The organism is Variovorax sp. V118, from assembly GCF_041154445.1.
Lineage (GTDB): Bacteria > Pseudomonadota > Gammaproteobacteria > Burkholderiales > Burkholderiaceae_C > Variovorax > Variovorax boronicumulans.
Genome location: NZ_AP028663.1, coordinates 5,072,024 through 5,088,441, shown reverse-complemented (window position 1 = coordinate 5,088,441; position 16,418 = coordinate 5,072,024). Strand labels below are relative to the sequence as shown.

General features: G+C 72.1%; 11 protein-coding genes. 8 read left to right on the top strand and 3 right to left on the bottom strand.

Annotated features, from left to right (window positions below):
- Nucleotides 1-34: 34 nt before the first annotated feature.
- A complete protein-coding gene (locus ACAM52_RS23650) occupies nt 35-1,504 on the bottom strand; it encodes a YadA family autotransporter adhesin (protein ID WP_369644718.1) in 1,470 nt (489 codons plus the stop codon).
- Nucleotides 1,505-1,670: 166 nt separating this feature from the next.
- On the opposite strand from ACAM52_RS23650, the gene ACAM52_RS23645 reads away from it, so the two are divergent.
- The gene (locus ACAM52_RS23645; protein WP_062481171.1) at nt 1,671-2,063 is read left to right on the top strand and encodes a carboxymuconolactone decarboxylase family protein; all 393 of its coding nucleotides are present in this window, start codon (nt 1,671-1,673) and stop codon (nt 2,061-2,063) included.
- Between the two features lie 6 nt (nt 2,064-2,069).
- Here the strand turns inward: ACAM52_RS23645 and putA are convergent, their stop codons facing one another.
- Nucleotides 2,070-5,810: a trifunctional transcriptional regulator/proline dehydrogenase/L-glutamate gamma-semialdehyde dehydrogenase gene (gene putA / locus ACAM52_RS23640; protein ID WP_369644717.1), complete on the bottom strand. Its 3,741-nt coding sequence runs from the start codon at nt 5,808-5,810 to the stop codon at nt 2,070-2,072.
- Nucleotides 5,811-5,969: 159 nt separating this feature from the next.
- Here putA and ACAM52_RS23635 point away from each other — a divergent pair, with 159 nt between their 5' ends.
- The 3 genes from ACAM52_RS23635 to ACAM52_RS23625 are packed head-to-tail and all read left to right on the top strand — an operon-like array spanning nt 5,970 to nt 7,541.
- Entirely contained in the window at nt 5,970-6,575 is a 606-nt protein-coding gene (locus tag ACAM52_RS23635; protein ID WP_369644716.1) for a helix-turn-helix domain-containing protein, read from the top strand.
- Nucleotides 6,576-6,577: 2 nt separating this feature from the next.
- Complete coding sequence (locus ACAM52_RS23630; RefSeq protein ID WP_369644715.1) at nt 6,578-7,111, top strand: N-acetyltransferase family protein; 534 nt, start codon at nt 6,578-6,580, stop codon at nt 7,109-7,111.
- 46 nt (nt 7,112-7,157) lie between these two features.
- On the top strand, nt 7,158-7,541 hold the full coding sequence (locus ACAM52_RS23625; protein WP_095743667.1) for a PaaI family thioesterase: 384 nt from the start codon (nt 7,158-7,160) through the stop codon (nt 7,539-7,541).
- Nucleotides 7,542-7,548: 7 nt separating this feature from the next.
- Here the strand turns inward: ACAM52_RS23625 and ACAM52_RS23620 are convergent, their stop codons facing one another.
- Nucleotides 7,549-8,523: a DMT family transporter gene (locus ACAM52_RS23620; protein ID WP_369644714.1), complete on the bottom strand. Its 975-nt coding sequence runs from the start codon at nt 8,521-8,523 to the stop codon at nt 7,549-7,551.
- Between the two features lie 141 nt (nt 8,524-8,664).
- Here ACAM52_RS23620 and ACAM52_RS23615 point away from each other — a divergent pair, with 141 nt between their 5' ends.
- The 4 genes from ACAM52_RS23615 (at nt 8,665) to ACAM52_RS23600 (ending at nt 16,414) form a co-directional block, all read left to right on the top strand.
- On the top strand, nt 8,665-9,543 hold the full coding sequence (locus ACAM52_RS23615; RefSeq protein ID WP_369644713.1) for a LysR family transcriptional regulator: 879 nt from the start codon (nt 8,665-8,667) through the stop codon (nt 9,541-9,543).
- Between the two features lie 81 nt (nt 9,544-9,624).
- Nucleotides 9,625-14,412, top strand: coding sequence for a CapA family protein (locus ACAM52_RS23610; RefSeq protein WP_369644712.1), 4,788 nt, complete (start codon nt 9,625-9,627; stop codon nt 14,410-14,412).
- Complete coding sequence (locus tag ACAM52_RS23605) at nt 14,409-15,359, top strand: alpha/beta hydrolase family protein (protein ID WP_369644711.1); 951 nt, start codon at nt 14,409-14,411, stop codon at nt 15,357-15,359. Before ACAM52_RS23610 ends, ACAM52_RS23605 begins: the two co-directional genes overlap by 4 nt.
- On the top strand, nt 15,356-16,414 hold the full coding sequence (locus ACAM52_RS23600; protein ID WP_369644710.1) for an aldose epimerase family protein: 1,059 nt from the start codon (nt 15,356-15,358) through the stop codon (nt 16,412-16,414). Before ACAM52_RS23605 ends, ACAM52_RS23600 begins: the two co-directional genes overlap by 4 nt.
- The last annotated feature ends 4 nt before the right edge of the window (nt 16,415-16,418 follow it).

Genomic DNA, 16,418 nt, shown 5'->3' with positions numbered 1-16,418 from the left:
CCTGGAGCGATGGCGGTTCTGTGGTTCATGCGGCTCACCACTGGTAGCCCGCACCGGCCGAGACGCCGACGCGGCCGCGCGAGTTGGCCGAGCCGGTGAACTTCATCACCCACTTGCCGTTGTCCGAGATGCTCGAGAAGCCGACCGCGAGCGCGCTCTGCCCCTCGTAGCCGGCGATTCCGGCCGCGATCATGTTCTTGCCCGGCATGTAGGCCTGCGGCATGCCGGCCATGGCCATCGCACCGGCGGTGCCGGCGTTGGCGTCGCGCTGGTTCACGCGGATGGCGTCGCGCCACTGCGCGCCCTGGGCGTTCAGCTGGTTCACGTTCACGGCGTCGGTGCCGGCCACGCCGGGCGCCACGTTGGACACGGTGGTGCCGTTGGGCGCCTGTCCGTTGCCCAGCACGATCTGGTTGTGGTTCACGCTGCCGTCCACGTTGGTCACGTAGTTGACCGCGCCGGCCTGCACGGCCTGCAGCTGGCGCACGTTGACCGCGTCGGTCGCCTGCGTGCCGCCCGCCACGTTCGTGATCTGCCGCTCGCCGCCCGCGCTGCCGACCGAGACCGCGCCCTGCGTGGAGCCCACGGCGACGTTCGAGAAGCGCTCTTGCTGGCCGTTCATGCCCGCGCGGTCGGCGGTGGCGCCGGCGCCGAGTGCCATGCCATTGACGGCGCTCGCTGTCGCGCCGGTGCCGATGGCCACGGCGGACGCGGCCGATGCGGTGCTCTGGCGGCCCACGGCCACGGCCGACTCGGCGCCCGCCGTGGCGCGGTCGCCCACGGCCACGGCGCTGTCGGCCAGCGCCTGTGTGTTCGCGCCCAGCGCGGCGGCGTTGATGCCGTCGGCAATCGCCTTGTCGCCGGCCGCCAGGCTGCTCTTCTTGCGCGCCTGCGTGTTGGCGCCGAGCGCGGTCGAATTGATGTCGCTCGCGGTGGCGCGGTCGCCCACTGCGACGCTGCTGGTGGCCACGGCCGTGCTGTTGGCGCCGATGGCCGTGGCGTTGGTGCCGAAGGCCTGGGCCACGTTGCCCACGGCGGTGCTGCTGACGCCCGCGGCCACGGTGGTGGAGCCGATGGCGGTGGCGTAGGTTTCGGTGGCGCGTGCGTCGGAGCCCGCCGCCACGCTGCCGAAGCCGGTGGCCTTGGCGGCCGTGCCGCCGAGCAGCAGCGCGTCGCCGCCGAGGTTGCCGCTCACCATGCCTTGCAAGGCCGCGGCATCGGGGCCGCCGTTCACGGGGTCGGTCGGCACGCCCGTGATGAGCGCGAAGCCGCCGCTGCCGTTGGGCACCTGGCACGCCCATGTCGGGCCGGCGCCGCCCGAGCTGCAGACCGCGCCCGAGCCGGTGGTGTAGCTGGCACCGCCCAGGCTCACGTCGGCCCAGGCCGACGGGCCGGCAAGGCCGGCGGCCAGTGCGAGCACGGCGCCCGCGATGCCTCTGGTTTTCTTCTGGTGGACGAATGCGACGCGCGCACCGCCTCCCACGTGCTGGATGACGTGTTCCATGGTTCTCTCTGCTCCCTGAGATGGCGCCTGATGGCGCGCTTGATGTGTGACGCTTCGACTGTATGAACCGCAGGGCGCGTGAACCTAGGACCTAATTCACAATAAATGTGAGCGACCCGAAAGCAATTGTTGCTTTCCATCGCGCATTCACACTTCAGGAGATCGCATGAAACCCCAGCCCATCGAGCACGCCGCCGCTTCCGACGAGGTCCGCGCGGTGTTCGACGACATCAAGGCGTCGCGCAACGTGCCCGACGTCAACAACTTCTGGAAGTACCTGGCCAACGACCCGGCCACGCTCAAGCGCACCTGGGCCAGCCTCAAGGAGGTGATGGCGCCGGGCGCGCTCGACCCGGTGGTGAAGGAAATGATCTACCTTGCGGTGAGCGTCACCAACAACTGCGGCTACTGCATCGCGAGCCACCACGCGGGCGCGGAAAAGGCCGGCATGACGCCGGCCATGTTCGCCGAGCTGATGGCCGTGGTCGGCATGGCGAACGAGACCAATCGGCTGGTCAACGGCTACCGCGTGCCGATCGATCCCGCGTTCGATAAGTAAGCCTGCTCACCCGATCGTCATCAGGCTCGCATTGCCGCCGGCCGCGGCCGTGTTGACGCTCAGCGCGCGCTCCAGCACCAGGCTTTCGAGCGGAATGCCGGTGTCGCCCGGCGCGAAGCCGCGCACGCCGACGATGGGGCCGGGCCGCGCCGCCACCTGCTGCAGCACGCCGGCAAGGTGGCCGGCGTCGCCGTGGTGCAGCACGGCATCGAAGACCACGGTGGGTGCGCGCCAGTCGTTGGCGAGCACGACCGCGTGGCGCGCTTCGTCGGGCAGCGCGGCCAGCAGCGCGTGCGCGCCGGGCGCATCGGCGGGCCAGATGGCGGTGCTGCCGACCGACAGCACGGCCGCCAGTTGCACGAGCCGGTCGGCTTGCGCATCGGCGAGGCACAGCACGGCCTCGCGCGGCTGCAGCGTGTAGACGTTGCGCTCGCCGGTCGGGCCGGCCAGCGTGCGTGCGCGGCCCACGTGCGCCAGGCCGGCGAAGCGGCGGCACTGCGCGGCCAGGGCGTCGCGGCCTGTGTCGCGCGCCCAGCCTTCGAGCGCCGCGAGGCCGGCCGATGGTGAGACGGGTGCGTCGCCCGCCACGGCGCGCGCCAGCACGTCGTCGGGCCGCGCCGACAGCAGGCGTGCCATGTACAGCGGCCCGCCGGCCTTCGGCCCGGTGCCCGACAGGCCTTCGCCGCCGAAGGGCTGCACGCCCACCACCGCGCCGACCATGTTGCGGTTCACGTAGACGTTGCCCGCCTGCGCCTGCGCCACCACCTGCGCAATGGTCTCGTCGATGCGCGTGTGCACGCCCAGCGTGAGGCCGTAGCCGCTGCCGTTGATCTGGCCGATGAGCGCGCCCAGGTCGCGGCGGCGGTAGCGCAGCAGGTGCAGCACGGGGCCGAACACCTCGCGCTGCAGCTCGCCCAGGTGTTCCAGCTCGACCAGCGTGGGCAGCACGAAGGTGCCGTGGCGCGTGTCGTGGCCGAACTCGCGGCCCTGGCGGAACACGCGCCGGCCGCGCCCGCGCATGCCGGCGATGTGGCGCTCGATGCCGTCGCGCGCCTCGTCGTCGATGACCGGGCCCACGTCCACCGCGAGCCGCGCGGGGTTGCCGATGCAGCTCTCGGCCATCGCGCCCTGCAGCATCGCCACGAGGCGGTCGGCGGCTTCTTCCTGCACGCACAGCACGCGCAGCGCCGAGCAGCGCTGGCCCGCGCTGTCGAAGGCCGAGGCCATCACGTCGGCCACCACCTGCTCCACGAGCGCGGACGAGTCGACGATCATCGCGTTCTGTCCGCCGGTCTCGGCGATCAGCGGCACCGGCGCGCCGTGCGCACCGAGGCGCATCGACAGCGTCTTCTGCAGCAGGCGCGCGACCTCGGTCGAGCCCGTGAACATCACGCCCTGCACGCGCGCGTCGCCGACCAGCGCGGCGCCGACGGTCTCGCCGCGCCCCGGCAGCAGCTGCACCGCCGCGCGCGGCACGCCGGCCTCCCACAGCACGCGCACCGCCTCGGCGGCGACCAGCGGCGTCTGCTCGGCCGGCTTGGCCAGCACGGGGTTGCCCGCCGCGAGCGCCGCGGCCACCTGGCCGGTGAAGATCGCGAGCGGAAAGTTCCACGGGCTGATGCACACCACCGGCCCGAGCGGGCGGTGCGTGGCGTTGGCGAAATCGGTGCGAGCCTGCGCCGCGTAGTAGCGCAGGAAGTCGACCGCCTCGCGCACCTCGGCGATGGCGTTGGCGCCGCTCTTGCCGGCCTCGCGCATCAACAGGCCGAGCAGGCGCGGCTGCTGCGCTTCGAGCGATGCGGCGGCACGGTCGAGGGCGGCGGCGCGCTCGGCGGGCGGCGTGGCGGCCCACGCGGTGGCGACGGCTTCGGCCTGCGCAATGGCCGAGGCCACGTCGCCCGGCACCGCATCCTGCACCTGGCCGACGAGGTCGCGGCGGTCGGCGGGGTTGCGCACCTCGGCCCAGGTGCGACTGGCTTCGTCTTCGGCGCGCGGCGCGGCGAGCATCGGCGTGGCGCGCCACGGCTCGCTCGCGCTGGCTTGCAGCGTGGCGGCGAGCGCATGCAGCGTGGCTTCGCTCGCGAGGTCCAGGCCCTGCGAGTTGGCGCGCTGCGCACCGTAGAGTGCGGCCGGCAGCGGAATGGCCGCGTGCGGCAGGCCCATCGCGCCTTCCTCTGCAGCCATGCGCTCGACGGTCGCGACCGGGTCTTCCACCAGCGTGTCGAGCGGAATCGACGCGTCGGCGATGCGGTTCACGAACGAGGTGTTGGCGCCGTTCTCCAGCAGCCGCCGCACCAGGTAGGCCAGCAGCGTCTCGTGCGTGCCCACCGGCGCGTAGATGCGGCAGGGCCGCCCGAGCGGCCCCACCACCTGCTCGTACAGCGGCTCGCCCATGCCGTGCAGGCACTGGAACTCGTACTGGCCCGGCGTGTAGCGCGACGGGTCGGCCATCGTGTAGATCGCGGCCAGCGTGTGGGCGTTGTGCGTGGCGAACTGCGGGTACACCGCGTCGGGCGCGTCGAGCAGGCGGCGCGCGCACGCGAGGTACGACACGTCGGTGTAGGCCTTGCGCGTGTAGACCGGGTAGCCCGCCAGCCCGTCGAGCTGCGCGCGCTTGATCTCGCTGTCCCAGTAGGCGCCCTTCACGAGCCGCACCATGAGCCGGTGGCCGCTGCGGCGCGCGAGGTCGATCACCCAGTCGATCACGAAGGGGCAGCGCTTCTGATAGCCCTGCACCACGAAGCCGATGCCCTGCCAGCCCGCCAGCGCGGGCTCGAAGCACAGGCGCTCCAGCAGGTCGAGCGAGAGTTCGAGCCGGTCGGCTTCTTCCGCGTCGATGTTCAGGCCGATGTCGTAATGCAGCGCCAGCAGCGCCAGGTCGCGCAGCACCGGGTACAGCTCGGCCATCACGCGCGTGTACTGCGCGCGGCTGTAGCGCGGGTGCAGTGCCGACAGCTTGATCGAGATGCCCGGCCCGCCGTACACGCCGCGCCCGTTCGAGGCGCGGCCGATGGCGTGGATGGCGTCTTCGTAGGCCGCGCGGTAGCGGCGCGCATCGTCGGCCGTGAGCGCGGCCTCGCCGAGCATGTCGTACGAATAGCGAAAGCCCTGCGCCTCCAGCGTGCGCGCATGCGCCAGCGCCTGGGCGATGGTTTCGCCGGTGACGAACTGCTCGCCCATCATGCGCATCGCCATGTCCACGCCCTTGCGGATCAGCGGCTCGCCGCCCTTGCCGATCAGCCGTGTGAGCGTGGCCGACAGGCCCGTCTCGCTGTGCGTGGCCACCAGCCTGCCCGTGAGCAGCAGGCCCCAGGTGGCGGCGTTGACGAACACCGACGGGCTGTGCCCCGCGTGCGCCTGCCACTGGCCCTGGGCGATCTTGTCGCGGATGAGCGCGTCGCGCGTGTCGGCGTCGGGAATGCGCAGCAGCGCCTCGGCCAGGCACATCAGCGCGACGCCTTCCTGCGACGACAGCGCGTACTCCTGCAGCAGGCCCTGCACGAGGCCTGAGCGGCCACCGCCGTTTTTGCGCTGGCGCAGCTGGTGGGCGATGCGATGGGCCAGGGCGTGGGCTTCGGCGGCCTGATCGGCCGGCAGCCGGGCCTGCGCGAGCAGCGGTGCCAGCGCCTCCGATTCGGGCGGCCGGCAGGCGGCCGTGATGCGGGCGCGCAGCGCGGACGGCGCGGCGGGGCCGTCGGCGAAGGTGGCAAACGTCGAGGGCAGGGGGGCGGGATCGTTGGCGCTCATGGTGCGTCGGTGGTGGTGATGTGTTGGATGATTTCAGCGATTGGCATGAATATTTCTCCAAAGAACAGTCACTTCGACGAGCAAGTCTCTGCGGTCGAGACGGCCGGCGTTCACCCCGGGGTTGACTGAATTTCTATTTCATTGGATATTTCATCCAATATGAAAGAAGAATCAGCTTCGACCCCCAGCCTCAACGACCGCATCGCCCAGCGTGTGCGCGCCCTGCGCGCCGCGCGCGATCTCTCGCTCGACGCCCTGGCCACGCACTGCGGCGTCAGCCGCTCCATGATCTCTCTGATCGAGCGCGGCGAGAGCAGTCCGACGGCCGTGCTGCTCGAAAAACTCGCGACCGGCCTGGGCGTGCCGCTGGCCTCGCTGTTCGAGTCCGACGCGCCGGCCGCCAGCCCGGTGTCGCGCCGCGCCGACCAGCTCGAATGGCGCGATCCGCATTCGGGCTACCTGCGCCGCAACGTCTCGGCCGGCGGCGATGCCTCGCCGATCCAGATCGTCGAGGTGCTGTTTCCGCCCGGCGCGCGCGTGGCCTACGAAACCGGCGCGCGCGAGCCGCGCATCCACCAGCAGGTGTGGGTGCTCGAAGGCTGCATCGAACTCGCGGTCGGCGACCAGCAGCACCGGCTCGAAGCGGGCGACTGTCTCGCGCTCGTGCTCGACCAGCCGACGAGCTACTTCAACCCCACCCGCGAGACGGCGCGCTACGCGGTCGTCATCACCAGCGCGCCTTCTCACGCATCCAACCGGAAATGACCATGACTGCTGCCACCACCACCCCGCGCCTGCGCGCCCTTTCTTCCGTGACCGAGGCCGAGCTGAACGCGCTGGCCGACGTGCTCATCGACTGCGTCGACGGCGGCGCCTCGGTGAGCTTCATGCAGCCGCTCACGCCCGAGCGCGCGCGGGCCTTCTGGCGCCACGTGGCCGACGGCGTGGCGCGCGGTGAGCGCGAGCTGCTCGTGGCCGAGGACGACGCAGGCATCGTCGGCACCGTGCAGCTGGTGCTGGCGCAGCCCGAGAACCAGCCGCACCGCGGCGAGGTCGCGAAGATGCTGGTGCACCGCCGCGCACGCCGCCACGGCCTCGGCGCGCTGCTGATGAAGGGCGCCGAACAGCGCGCGCGCGACCACGGCAAGACGCTGCTGGTGCTCGACACCTCCAGCCCCGAGGCCGAGCGGCTGTACACCCGCTGCGGCTGGCAGCGCGTGGGCACCATCCCCGGCTACGCGCTGCTGCCCGACGGCACGCCGTGCGGCACCACCTACTTCTACCGCGCGCTCGGCGACTGACGGCCGTGCGGTCTACAGTCGGCCGGTCCGTTCATTTCCCGTCGCCATGAAACACCCCTTCGCCGAACTGATCGACCTGCACTGCGAGCAAGCCACCGCCGGCGCCAGCACCATGACGCTGGTCGTCGCGCCGCAGCACCTGAACCCGCACGAGGTGGTGCACGGCGCCGTGCTGTATGCGCTGGCCGACACGGGCATGGGCACGGCGCTGTACCCCACGCTCGAGGCGGGCGAGATCTGCGCCACCATCGAGATCAAGATGAACTACTTCAAGCCCGTGTTCGAAGGCCAGGTCGTCTGCAGGACCACGCTGCTCAACCGCGGGCGCACCGTCGCCAACCTGGAGTCGCGGCTGTACGTGGGCGAGGTGCTCGTGGGGATGGCGAACGGCAACTACGCGATCTTCCGGCGCAGCCGCGCCGAGGGCTGAGCGCTGTTCATGGCGTGACGCCGCAGGCGCGCTGACCCGGCGTCGGCGCGCGGACCGGGGTCACCGGCGTTGCCGCCCGCTTCGCTGCCGCCACATGCAGCAGCAGCGCCACCACCACCATCGCCACGCCGACGATCTCGTGCGTCGCGGGCGGCTTGCCCAGCGCCACGCCCATCAGCAACGCCGACACCGGCACGAAGTTCAGGAAGGCCGTGCCCGTGACCGCGCCGAGCGCGCGCACGCCGTGGTTGAAAGCCAGCACCGCGAGCGCCGACGGCACCAGCCCCACGTACAGCAGCACCTGCCACGACAGGCGCATACCCTGCGCGTCGGGCGCGGGCGAGGCGCCCAGCGCGGTCATGCCCACCGCCACGGCCAGCAGCAGCGGCCACGAGGCCAGCACCGTGAGCGCGGTGTAGTCCACCGTGTCCAGCGTCGGGAAGCGCGCCGCGCCGCGCGTGTAGACGACCCAGCCCAGCGTGCCGACGAAGGCGATGGCGTCGCCGAGCAGCGTGTCGTGCGACAGGCCTGCGCCGCCCGGCGACAGCAGCCCGGCCACCGTCGCCACGCCGGCCAGCGCCAGCGCGGCGGTCAGCAGGGTCGTGCGTGTCGGGCGCACGCCGTCGAGCCACCAGCGCAGCAGCTGCGTGGTGATCGGCGTGGTCGCGATCAGCACGGCGCCATGCGAAGGCACCGAGTGCGAGAGCCCGACGAACAGCAGGATGCTGAACACGCCGAAGCCCGCAAAGCCGTGCAGCGCCAGCGGCACCGCATGCTGCCGCAGCTTGTGCCAGCCGCCGCTGCCGCGCAGGCCGAGCAGCGCGGCGAACACCAGCGCCGACAGGGTGTAGCGGATGAGCGTGAGCCACACCGGCGCCACGTGCTGCAGCACGCCCTTGCCGACGAGGAACAGGCTGCCCCAGCTGGCGGTGGCGAAGAGCAGGGCCGCAATGCCCGGCAGGCGTGAGGAAGGGGAGGACACGGGAAGGCCTTTCAAGAAAACGGTGAGTGCGTGACCTAGAGGATGGGGACGCCCCGCCGCGAAGGCCATTCGTTTCTTTGGACAGGGGCTTCCGAAAAAGCGAACGGACGACCGCACCGCACGCGCTCACAATCCGCGGTCATGGAGCTGTACCAACTGAAGACCTTCGTCGCCATCGCGAAGGAGGGCAACCTGACCCGCGCCGCCGAACGCGTGTTCACCAGCGCCCCGGCCGCCAGCGCGCAGCTCAAGGCGCTCGAAGACGAACTCGGCGTGCGCCTGTTCGAGCGCACGCCGCGCGGCATGTCGCCCACCGCGGCCGGCCGTCGCCTGCTCGAAGAGGCCGAGCGCACCCTGGCCTCGGCGATGCGGATGCAGTCGGCCGCCGACCAGCTGCGCGGCGCGGCGCAGGGCGTGGTGCGCTTCGGCACGGTGGTCGATCCGGTGGCGCTGCGCCTGGGCAGCGTGCTGGTCACGCTGGCGCAGCAGCATCCGCAGGTCACGCTGCAGCTCAAGCAGGGGCTGTCGTACGAAACCCTGGCGGCCGTGCAGCGCGGCGAACTCGACTGCGCCTACGTGCTCAGCGATGCCGAGCGGCTCGAAGGCTTCGAGCTGCGGCGCCTGGGCGTGGTCGACCTGGCCGTGGGCCTGCCGCTGGCGGTGGCGCAAACGCACCCCGATCTCACGCTCGCGCAGCTCACCGACCTGACCTGGGTCGGCACGCCGCCCTCGTGCATCCTGCGCGCGCACCTCGAAAAACTGTTCGCCTCCGCCGGGCGCGACTACCGCCAGGGCGTCACCGCCGACGGCGAGAGCGCCATCCGCAGCATGGTCGCCAGCGGCATGGGCGCGGGCCTGATGCGGCTGGACCAGGCCGAGCAGGGCGAGCGCGAGGGCGAACTGAAGATCTGGAACGGTTGGCGCTCACACACCTGGCTGTGCTGGATCGCGCCGGCCGGCGGCCAGCGATCGGCGGCGGTCGAGGCCGTGCGCGGCGCGGTGTTCGACGCCTGGGCGTGACCCGGGCCTGATCCGGGTCTGACGCCGCCCCGGATTTCCGCAGTGGCAGGCCGCGCCGGGGCCTGTCATCATTCGCGGCGCATGACTCACCAAGCTCCCGTCCCCCTCGCCGATCTGTTGAACCGCGCCAGGCAGGCCCTGGCCACCCCGGACGGGGCGCTGCCCCCGGCCCCGCCCGCCACCGACGAGGCCGGCTGCGTGGTGTTCCTCGCGATGGGCGAGGGCGAAAGCCGCGCCCGCGTCGTCATGGGTCGCGGCCCCGACACCGAGGCCGCCTGGCAGGCCGCCGCCGAGGCGCTGGCCGTGAAGGCGAAGCGTGCCGAGCGGCCCGCGCAACGGCTGCGCGCGGAGATCGTCGAGCACGCCACGCCCATGACCTGGGGCGAACTGAAGGCGCGGCTGGCGCAGACCAAGCGCAACTACTTCAACGAAGGCATCGCGCTCGACGCGCGCTTCGAGACCGCGCTGCTCGCGCAGGAGATGCACGGCAGCGCCGTGCTCTACAACGGCACGGTCGACCACGCGGAGCCCAACAACGGCAACCTGCGCACGCACACCAAGCGCCGCTTCGGCGACGAGCGCGACTTTCCCACCGACGACGCCGCGCCCGTGTGGTGCTTCACCACGCGCGCCGTGTACGTCGACGCCGACGGCGCCTGGCCGCTCACGGCCGAAGGGCAGGCCGCGGGCTTTCGCGCGCTCACCGACTGGGACGCGGCGCAGGTGCGCACGCTGGTCGACTCGGCGAGCGATTACCTGGCCGAACAGGTCAAGCCCACGGGCGAGTTCCACTACGGCTGGTTTCCCTGCTTCGACCGCGCGATTCCCACCTACAACACGCTGCGCCACGCCAGCTCCACCTACGCCATGCTCGAAGGCTGGGAGCTCACGCGCAGCGACGTGCAGAAGGCGGCCATCGACCGCGCGCTGGCCTTCCTGAGCCAGCGGCTGATCCGCCGCGCCACGCTGGCCGACGGCACGCAGGCCGCGTTCCTGGTCGACATCGGCAACGAGATCAAGCTCGGCGGCAACGCCGTGTGCCTGCTGGCGCTGGTGAAGTACACCGAGCTCACCGGCGATGCGCAGTACCAGCCGCTGATGGAGCAGCTGGCGCTGGGCATCCGCTCCATGCAGGACCCCGAGACCGGCTGCTTCGTGCACGTGCTCAACCACCCGGGGCTCGACGTGAAGGAGCCGTACCGCATCATTTACTACGACGGCGAAGCGGCCTTCGGGCTGATGCGGCTGTACGGCCTCACGCGCGACGCGCGCTGGCTCGCGGTGGTCGAGAAGGCCTTCGAGCATTTCATTGCGGCGGGCCACTGGCGCGCGCACGACCACTGGCTGAGCTACTGCGTCAACGAGCTCACGCGCTTCAAGCCCGAGACGCGCTACTACCAGTTCGGCCTGCAGAACATGGCGGGCCACCTGGACTTCGTGCTGGAGCGCATCACCACCTTCCCCACGCTGCTCGAGCTGATGATGGCTGCACGCGAGATGGTGCTGCGGCTGGAAGCCGACCCTGCCCTGCGCCCGCTGCTCGCGGGGCTCGACCGCCACAAGTTCGACCGCGCGCTGGAGCACCGCGCGCGCTACCTCGCCAACGGCCACTTCTGGCCCGAGCTGGCGATGTTCTTCCGCCACCCCGATCGCATCGCGGGCGCGTTCTTCATCAAGCACCACAGCTTCCGCGTGCGCATCGACGACGTGGAGCACTACCTGTCGGGCTACGTGGCCTACCACCGCCTGCTCGAAGCGCGCGAGGCGCAGCAGCAGAGCGCGCAACTCACGCAGGTCACGGCCGAATCGGCCGCGCCGCGCGGTGCCGAGGGCATCGTGCTGTGGGGCGGCGACGTCAACCTGGGCCGGCGCCAGCACTACCGCATGCACGACCTCGGCGGCCCGGCCCGCATGCTGGGCGACATCCCCGCGCTGCGCGAGGCCGACCTGCGCATCGTGAACCTCGAATGCGTGGTCGCCACCACGGGCGAGCAGGGCGTCGAGAAGGACGAGGGCTGCCCCTACTACTACCGCGCGCGGCCCGAGATGCTCGCGGTGCTGACCGAGGCCGGCATCGACATGGTCGCGACGGCCAACAACCACAGCGGCGACTACGGCCCCGAGGCGCTGCTGGAGCAGCACGGGTTGCTGAACGCCGCCGCCATCGCGTTCGCTGGCACCGGGCCTGATCTCGACTCTGCACTGAGCCCCGCCTTCCGCCAGGCCGGTGGGCTGCGCGTGGCGCTGTTCTCGCTCGACGCCACGCAGCCGCGCTTCGCCGCCACCGCGCAGCGCCCCGGCGCGGCCTGGTTGTCGCTCGATGACCCGGCGGCATGGCGCGCCACGCTCGCGCCGCGCATCGCCGCCGCGCGCCAGGAGGCCGACGTGGTGCTGGTGGCGGTGCACTGGGGCGAGAACCTGGAGACCGCGCCCTCGCGCGCCGAGATCGCCGTCGGCCATGCCATCGTCGAAGCCGGCGCCGACGCGGTGCTGGGCACCTCGGCCCACGTGCTGCAGGGCATCGAGGTCCATCAGGGCCGGCCGATCCTGCACGACGCGGGCGACCTGCTGTTCGACGCCATCCGCAACGACCTCGCGGACTCCGGCGTGTTCTCGCTGCGCCTCGGCCCGCATGGTGTCGAGGAGGTGGTGTTCACGCCGGTGGGCGTGGGCTTCGGTTTCTCGCAGCAGCTTGCGGGCGAAGCGGCCGCAGCCGCGAGCGCACGTTTCGCCGAGCTGTGCCGCGCGCTCGGCACCGAGATGACGGCGCAGCCCGACGGGCGTTGCACGCTGCAGCTGTCGCCGCCCGAACGCACCGCGCCGGCCGGGCGCCCACCGCTGGCGCCGCTGTCGGCCTCGCGCCCGCCCGCGCTGGTCGGCCCCGTGCTCGCGCCCCGGCCCGAGTGGTCGGTCGATGCCGTGCCCGAGGACGCCAGGATGCGCCCGCTGCAGTTCGGCCCGCTGCGCCTCGTGGGCATCCGCCTCGCGCCGACGCAGATCATCGGGCGGCGCCTGCTGTGGGTCGAGTCGTTCTGGACCGCCGATGCGCCCGTGAGCGCCGACCTGCGCGTGCAGTTCCGCGCGCTGCCGATGCGCAGCACCACCATGCCGGCCTGGGGCGAGGCCATGGACCACGACCCCTGCGACTGGATGTGGCCCACCAGCCGCTGGACGCCGGGGCGCATCTACCGCGACCGCTACGGCCTGCGCGCGCCGCGCCTGGGCCTGCTCGAGAACGACGCGCTGCAGATCGAGGTGCGCGTGCGCGGCAGCGTGCCCGACCTGCCGGGCGCGCGCCGGCTGCCCGTGTGGTGCGGCCTGCGCGTGCCGAAGTTTCCGACGCCGCTGCCCGAGCGCCCCGCGCCCGTGCTCGCGGCGCTGCGCCCCGGTGCCCCGGCGCAGCCGTCGCCCGTGTGGACCGCCGACGACCTGCAGCGTGTCACCGGCGGGCAGTGGCTGGTGCCGCCGCCGCCGGGCTGGTTCGTCAACGCGGTGGTGCGCGGGCCGACGCACATGGCGCGGCTGCCGAAGCCGGCATTGTTCATTGCATCGGACTACCGCACGCTCGCCAGGCACGAGAACTACAGCAAGCCGCGCGCCGACAACCCCGACCGCCACGAAGACGTGCCCGTGCTGCAGCACGCGCTCGCGGGCGCCGTGGTCGCGCACCCGGTGGACGGGCTGGACCCGTCGTTCCCGCTGCTGCAGGTGGAGGACCCGATCCGCGCCATGATCGACCTGGGCGTGGCCGCGCGTGCGCGCTTCCAGGGGCGCGTGGTGGGCGTGACCGGCACGGTCGGCAAGTCGTCCACCATCGCCATGCTGCGCGACCTGCTGCCCGAGGCGGCGCGCGTGCACACCACCATCGACAACTACAACTCGCGCGTCGGCGTGCCGGCGATGCTGGCCAACCTCGCGGCCGACGCCGACGTGTGCGTGCTCGAGATGGCGCAGAGCGCGCTGTGGATGGACCGCGGCCCGATCTCGCTCGTGGCGCGCCCGCACGTGGCCATCCTCACCGAGATCGGCTTGTCGCAGACCCGCCAGACCGCCACGCTCGAGCAGACGGCCGAGTTCAAGTCGCGCATCTTCCTGGGCCTGGAGCCCGGCGGCGTGGCCATCGTGCCCGACCACATCCCCTGCCTGATGCAGGTGGTGCGGGCGGCCGCGCGCACGGCGGGCGCCATCTGGGTGGTGGGCAGCAGCCCCGACGCCAACATCCGCATCGTCGACACGCGGCCCGAGCCCGACGGCGGCTGCCGCGTGCGCATCGCGCTGCCGGGTCGCACGGTCGAGTACCTGTTCCCGATCGCGAGCGCCGGGCTGGTGCGCAATTCGGCGCTGGCCTTCGCGGCGCTGCTGGCGCTGGGCTTCGACGCCGAGGCCGCGTGCGCGCGCATGCCCTTCGTGCGCCTGCCGGCCTCGGTGATGCAGCTGCGCCCGCTGCGCACGCAGGGCGGCGTGCAGGCGACGCTGATCGACGACAGCTGGAACGCCGAGGTCATGTCGATGCGCAACGCGATGGAGTTCGTGCGCACCTGCCAGCATGCGGCGCACGGGCCGGTGACGCGCAAGATCGGCGTGCTCGGGCGCATCATCAACCTCGACAAGGAAGCCGAGGCGATGCACCGCAGCCTGGCCGCGCCGCTGCTGGCCTCGGGCATCCAGCACTTGGTGACGCACGGCGCCGAGATGCGCTGGCTGCGCGAGGAGGTGCCGGCCGAGCTGCTCGGCCCGCACTTCGAAGACGCCGCGCAGCTCACCGGCTACCTCGGCGAATTCCTGCGCGACGGCGACCTGGTGCTGGTGAAGGGCGACCGCCAGCAGTCGGACTTCGGCCTCATCTCCGAACTGCTGCAGAAGCTATGAGCCCGCGCGCGCGCCTGGCCTGTGTGCTCCTTGCCCTCGTGCAGACGGCCTGCGCGCAGCGTGCCGATGCGCCGAAGGCCGCAGCGCCGCGCGAGCCGGTGGCCTCCGCCTCGGCCGAGGGCGCGCTGCTGCACTGGAACCAGCCCGCCGTGCGCGCCAACTGCCCCGACCGCCCGGGCTTCCTCTGGGTGCAGGCGGTCGAGGGACCGTCGTGCATCCGCTACTTCGCGAGCCGCGACATCGACGACGCGCGCATCGCCATCGTGCAGTTCTCGGGCGACCGCGACAGCGTGATGAACCTGTCGCCCACGCGCATTCCCGGCAACACCGAACCGCTGCGCACGCTCGACGCGCAGGCCGCGAGCGACCGCGCGGGCATGCCGTGGATCTTCATGGCGCGCCCCGGCACCTACGGCTCGTCGGGCGACCACCGCCAGCGGCGCGAGGCGGTGGAGTTCCATGCGCTCGATGCGGCGCTCGAAGCGCTGATGCAGCGCCACCGGCTGCAGCGCGTGGTGCTCTTCGGCCACAGCGGCGGCGCCACGGCCGGCGCCGCGCTGCTCACGCTCGGGCGCACGCGCGTGGCCTGCGCGGTGCTCACCTCGGGCGCCTTCGACCTGCTGGAGCGCGCGCGGCTGCTCGGCCGCTCGAAGAACGGGCGCACCGACACCACGGGCAGCATGCAGGTCTACGACCCGCTGGACCATGTGGCCGGCATCCCGCGCGACCCGCAGCGGCGCATCGTGCTCATCGGCAACCCCGGCGACCGCAACACGCCGTTCGCGCTGCAGCAGCGCTTTGCCGACGCGGTGGGCAAGGCGGGCCATCGCGTCGAGGTGATGACGCACGACGCCGAGCCTCCGACCTTCCACGACCTGAAAGACCGCATCGGCCTGCGCACCGCATCGCAGTGCGCGCGCGAGGCGCTGCAGTCGCAAGCCCGATGACCGAACCCCTCACTTCGCGCCCCTTCGGCGCCATGCCCGACGGCCGGCCCGTCACCGAATACACGCTCGACAACGGCCACGGCCTGCGCCTGAGCGCCATCAACCTCGGCGGCATCGTCACCGCGCTGCACGTGCCCGACCGGCAAGGACGCAGCGCGAACGTGGTGCTGGGTCTGCCGTCGCTGGCGGACTACCTGAAGCCGCACCCGCACTTCGGCACCATCGTCGGCCGCTACGCGAACCGCATCGCGGCGGGCCGCTTCACGCTCGATGGCACGGCTCACCAGCTGGGCCTGAACGACGGCGTGAACACGCTGCATGGCGGCGCCACCGGCTTCGGCAAGCGCTACTGGGAGATCGTGCCGGTGCCGCACGAACTCGCTCTCGAGCTGCGCTACATCAGCGCCGACGGCGAAGAAGGCTACCCCGGCGAGGTGCAGCTGACGGTGCGCTACACCTTGAGTGCCACCGCCAACACCTGGCGCATCGATTACCGCGCCACCACCGACCGGCCCACGGTGCTCAACCTGAGCCACCACGACTACTTCAACCTCGCCGGCAGCGGTTCGGTGATGGACCATGTGCTGACGCTGCCCGCGAGCCGCTACTGCCCGGTCGATGCCACGCTCATTCCGCTCGGGCTGGGCGAGGTGGCCGGCACGCCTTTCGATTTCCGCACGCCGACGCGCATCGGCGATCGCATTCGCGAAGGGCACGAGCAGCTGCTGCGCGCGCACGGCTACGACCACAACTGGGTTCTCGACGGCGATCGCAGCGGCACGGGCCTGGCGTTTGCGGCGCGCCTCGCCCACGAAGCCTCGGGCCGCGTGATGGACGTGCACACCACCGAGCCCGGCGTGCAGTTCTATTCGGGCAACTTCCTCGACGGCAGCCTGCGCGGCAGCGCGGGCGCGAGCCTGCGCCAGGGCGACGGCCTGTGCCTGGAGACGCAGCACTTTCCCGATGCGCCGAACAGGCCGGCGTTTGCGTCGACCGTGCTGCGCCCCGGCGAGGTGTTCGCCAGCGCGACCGAGCACCGCTTCGGCATCGGCTGACCAC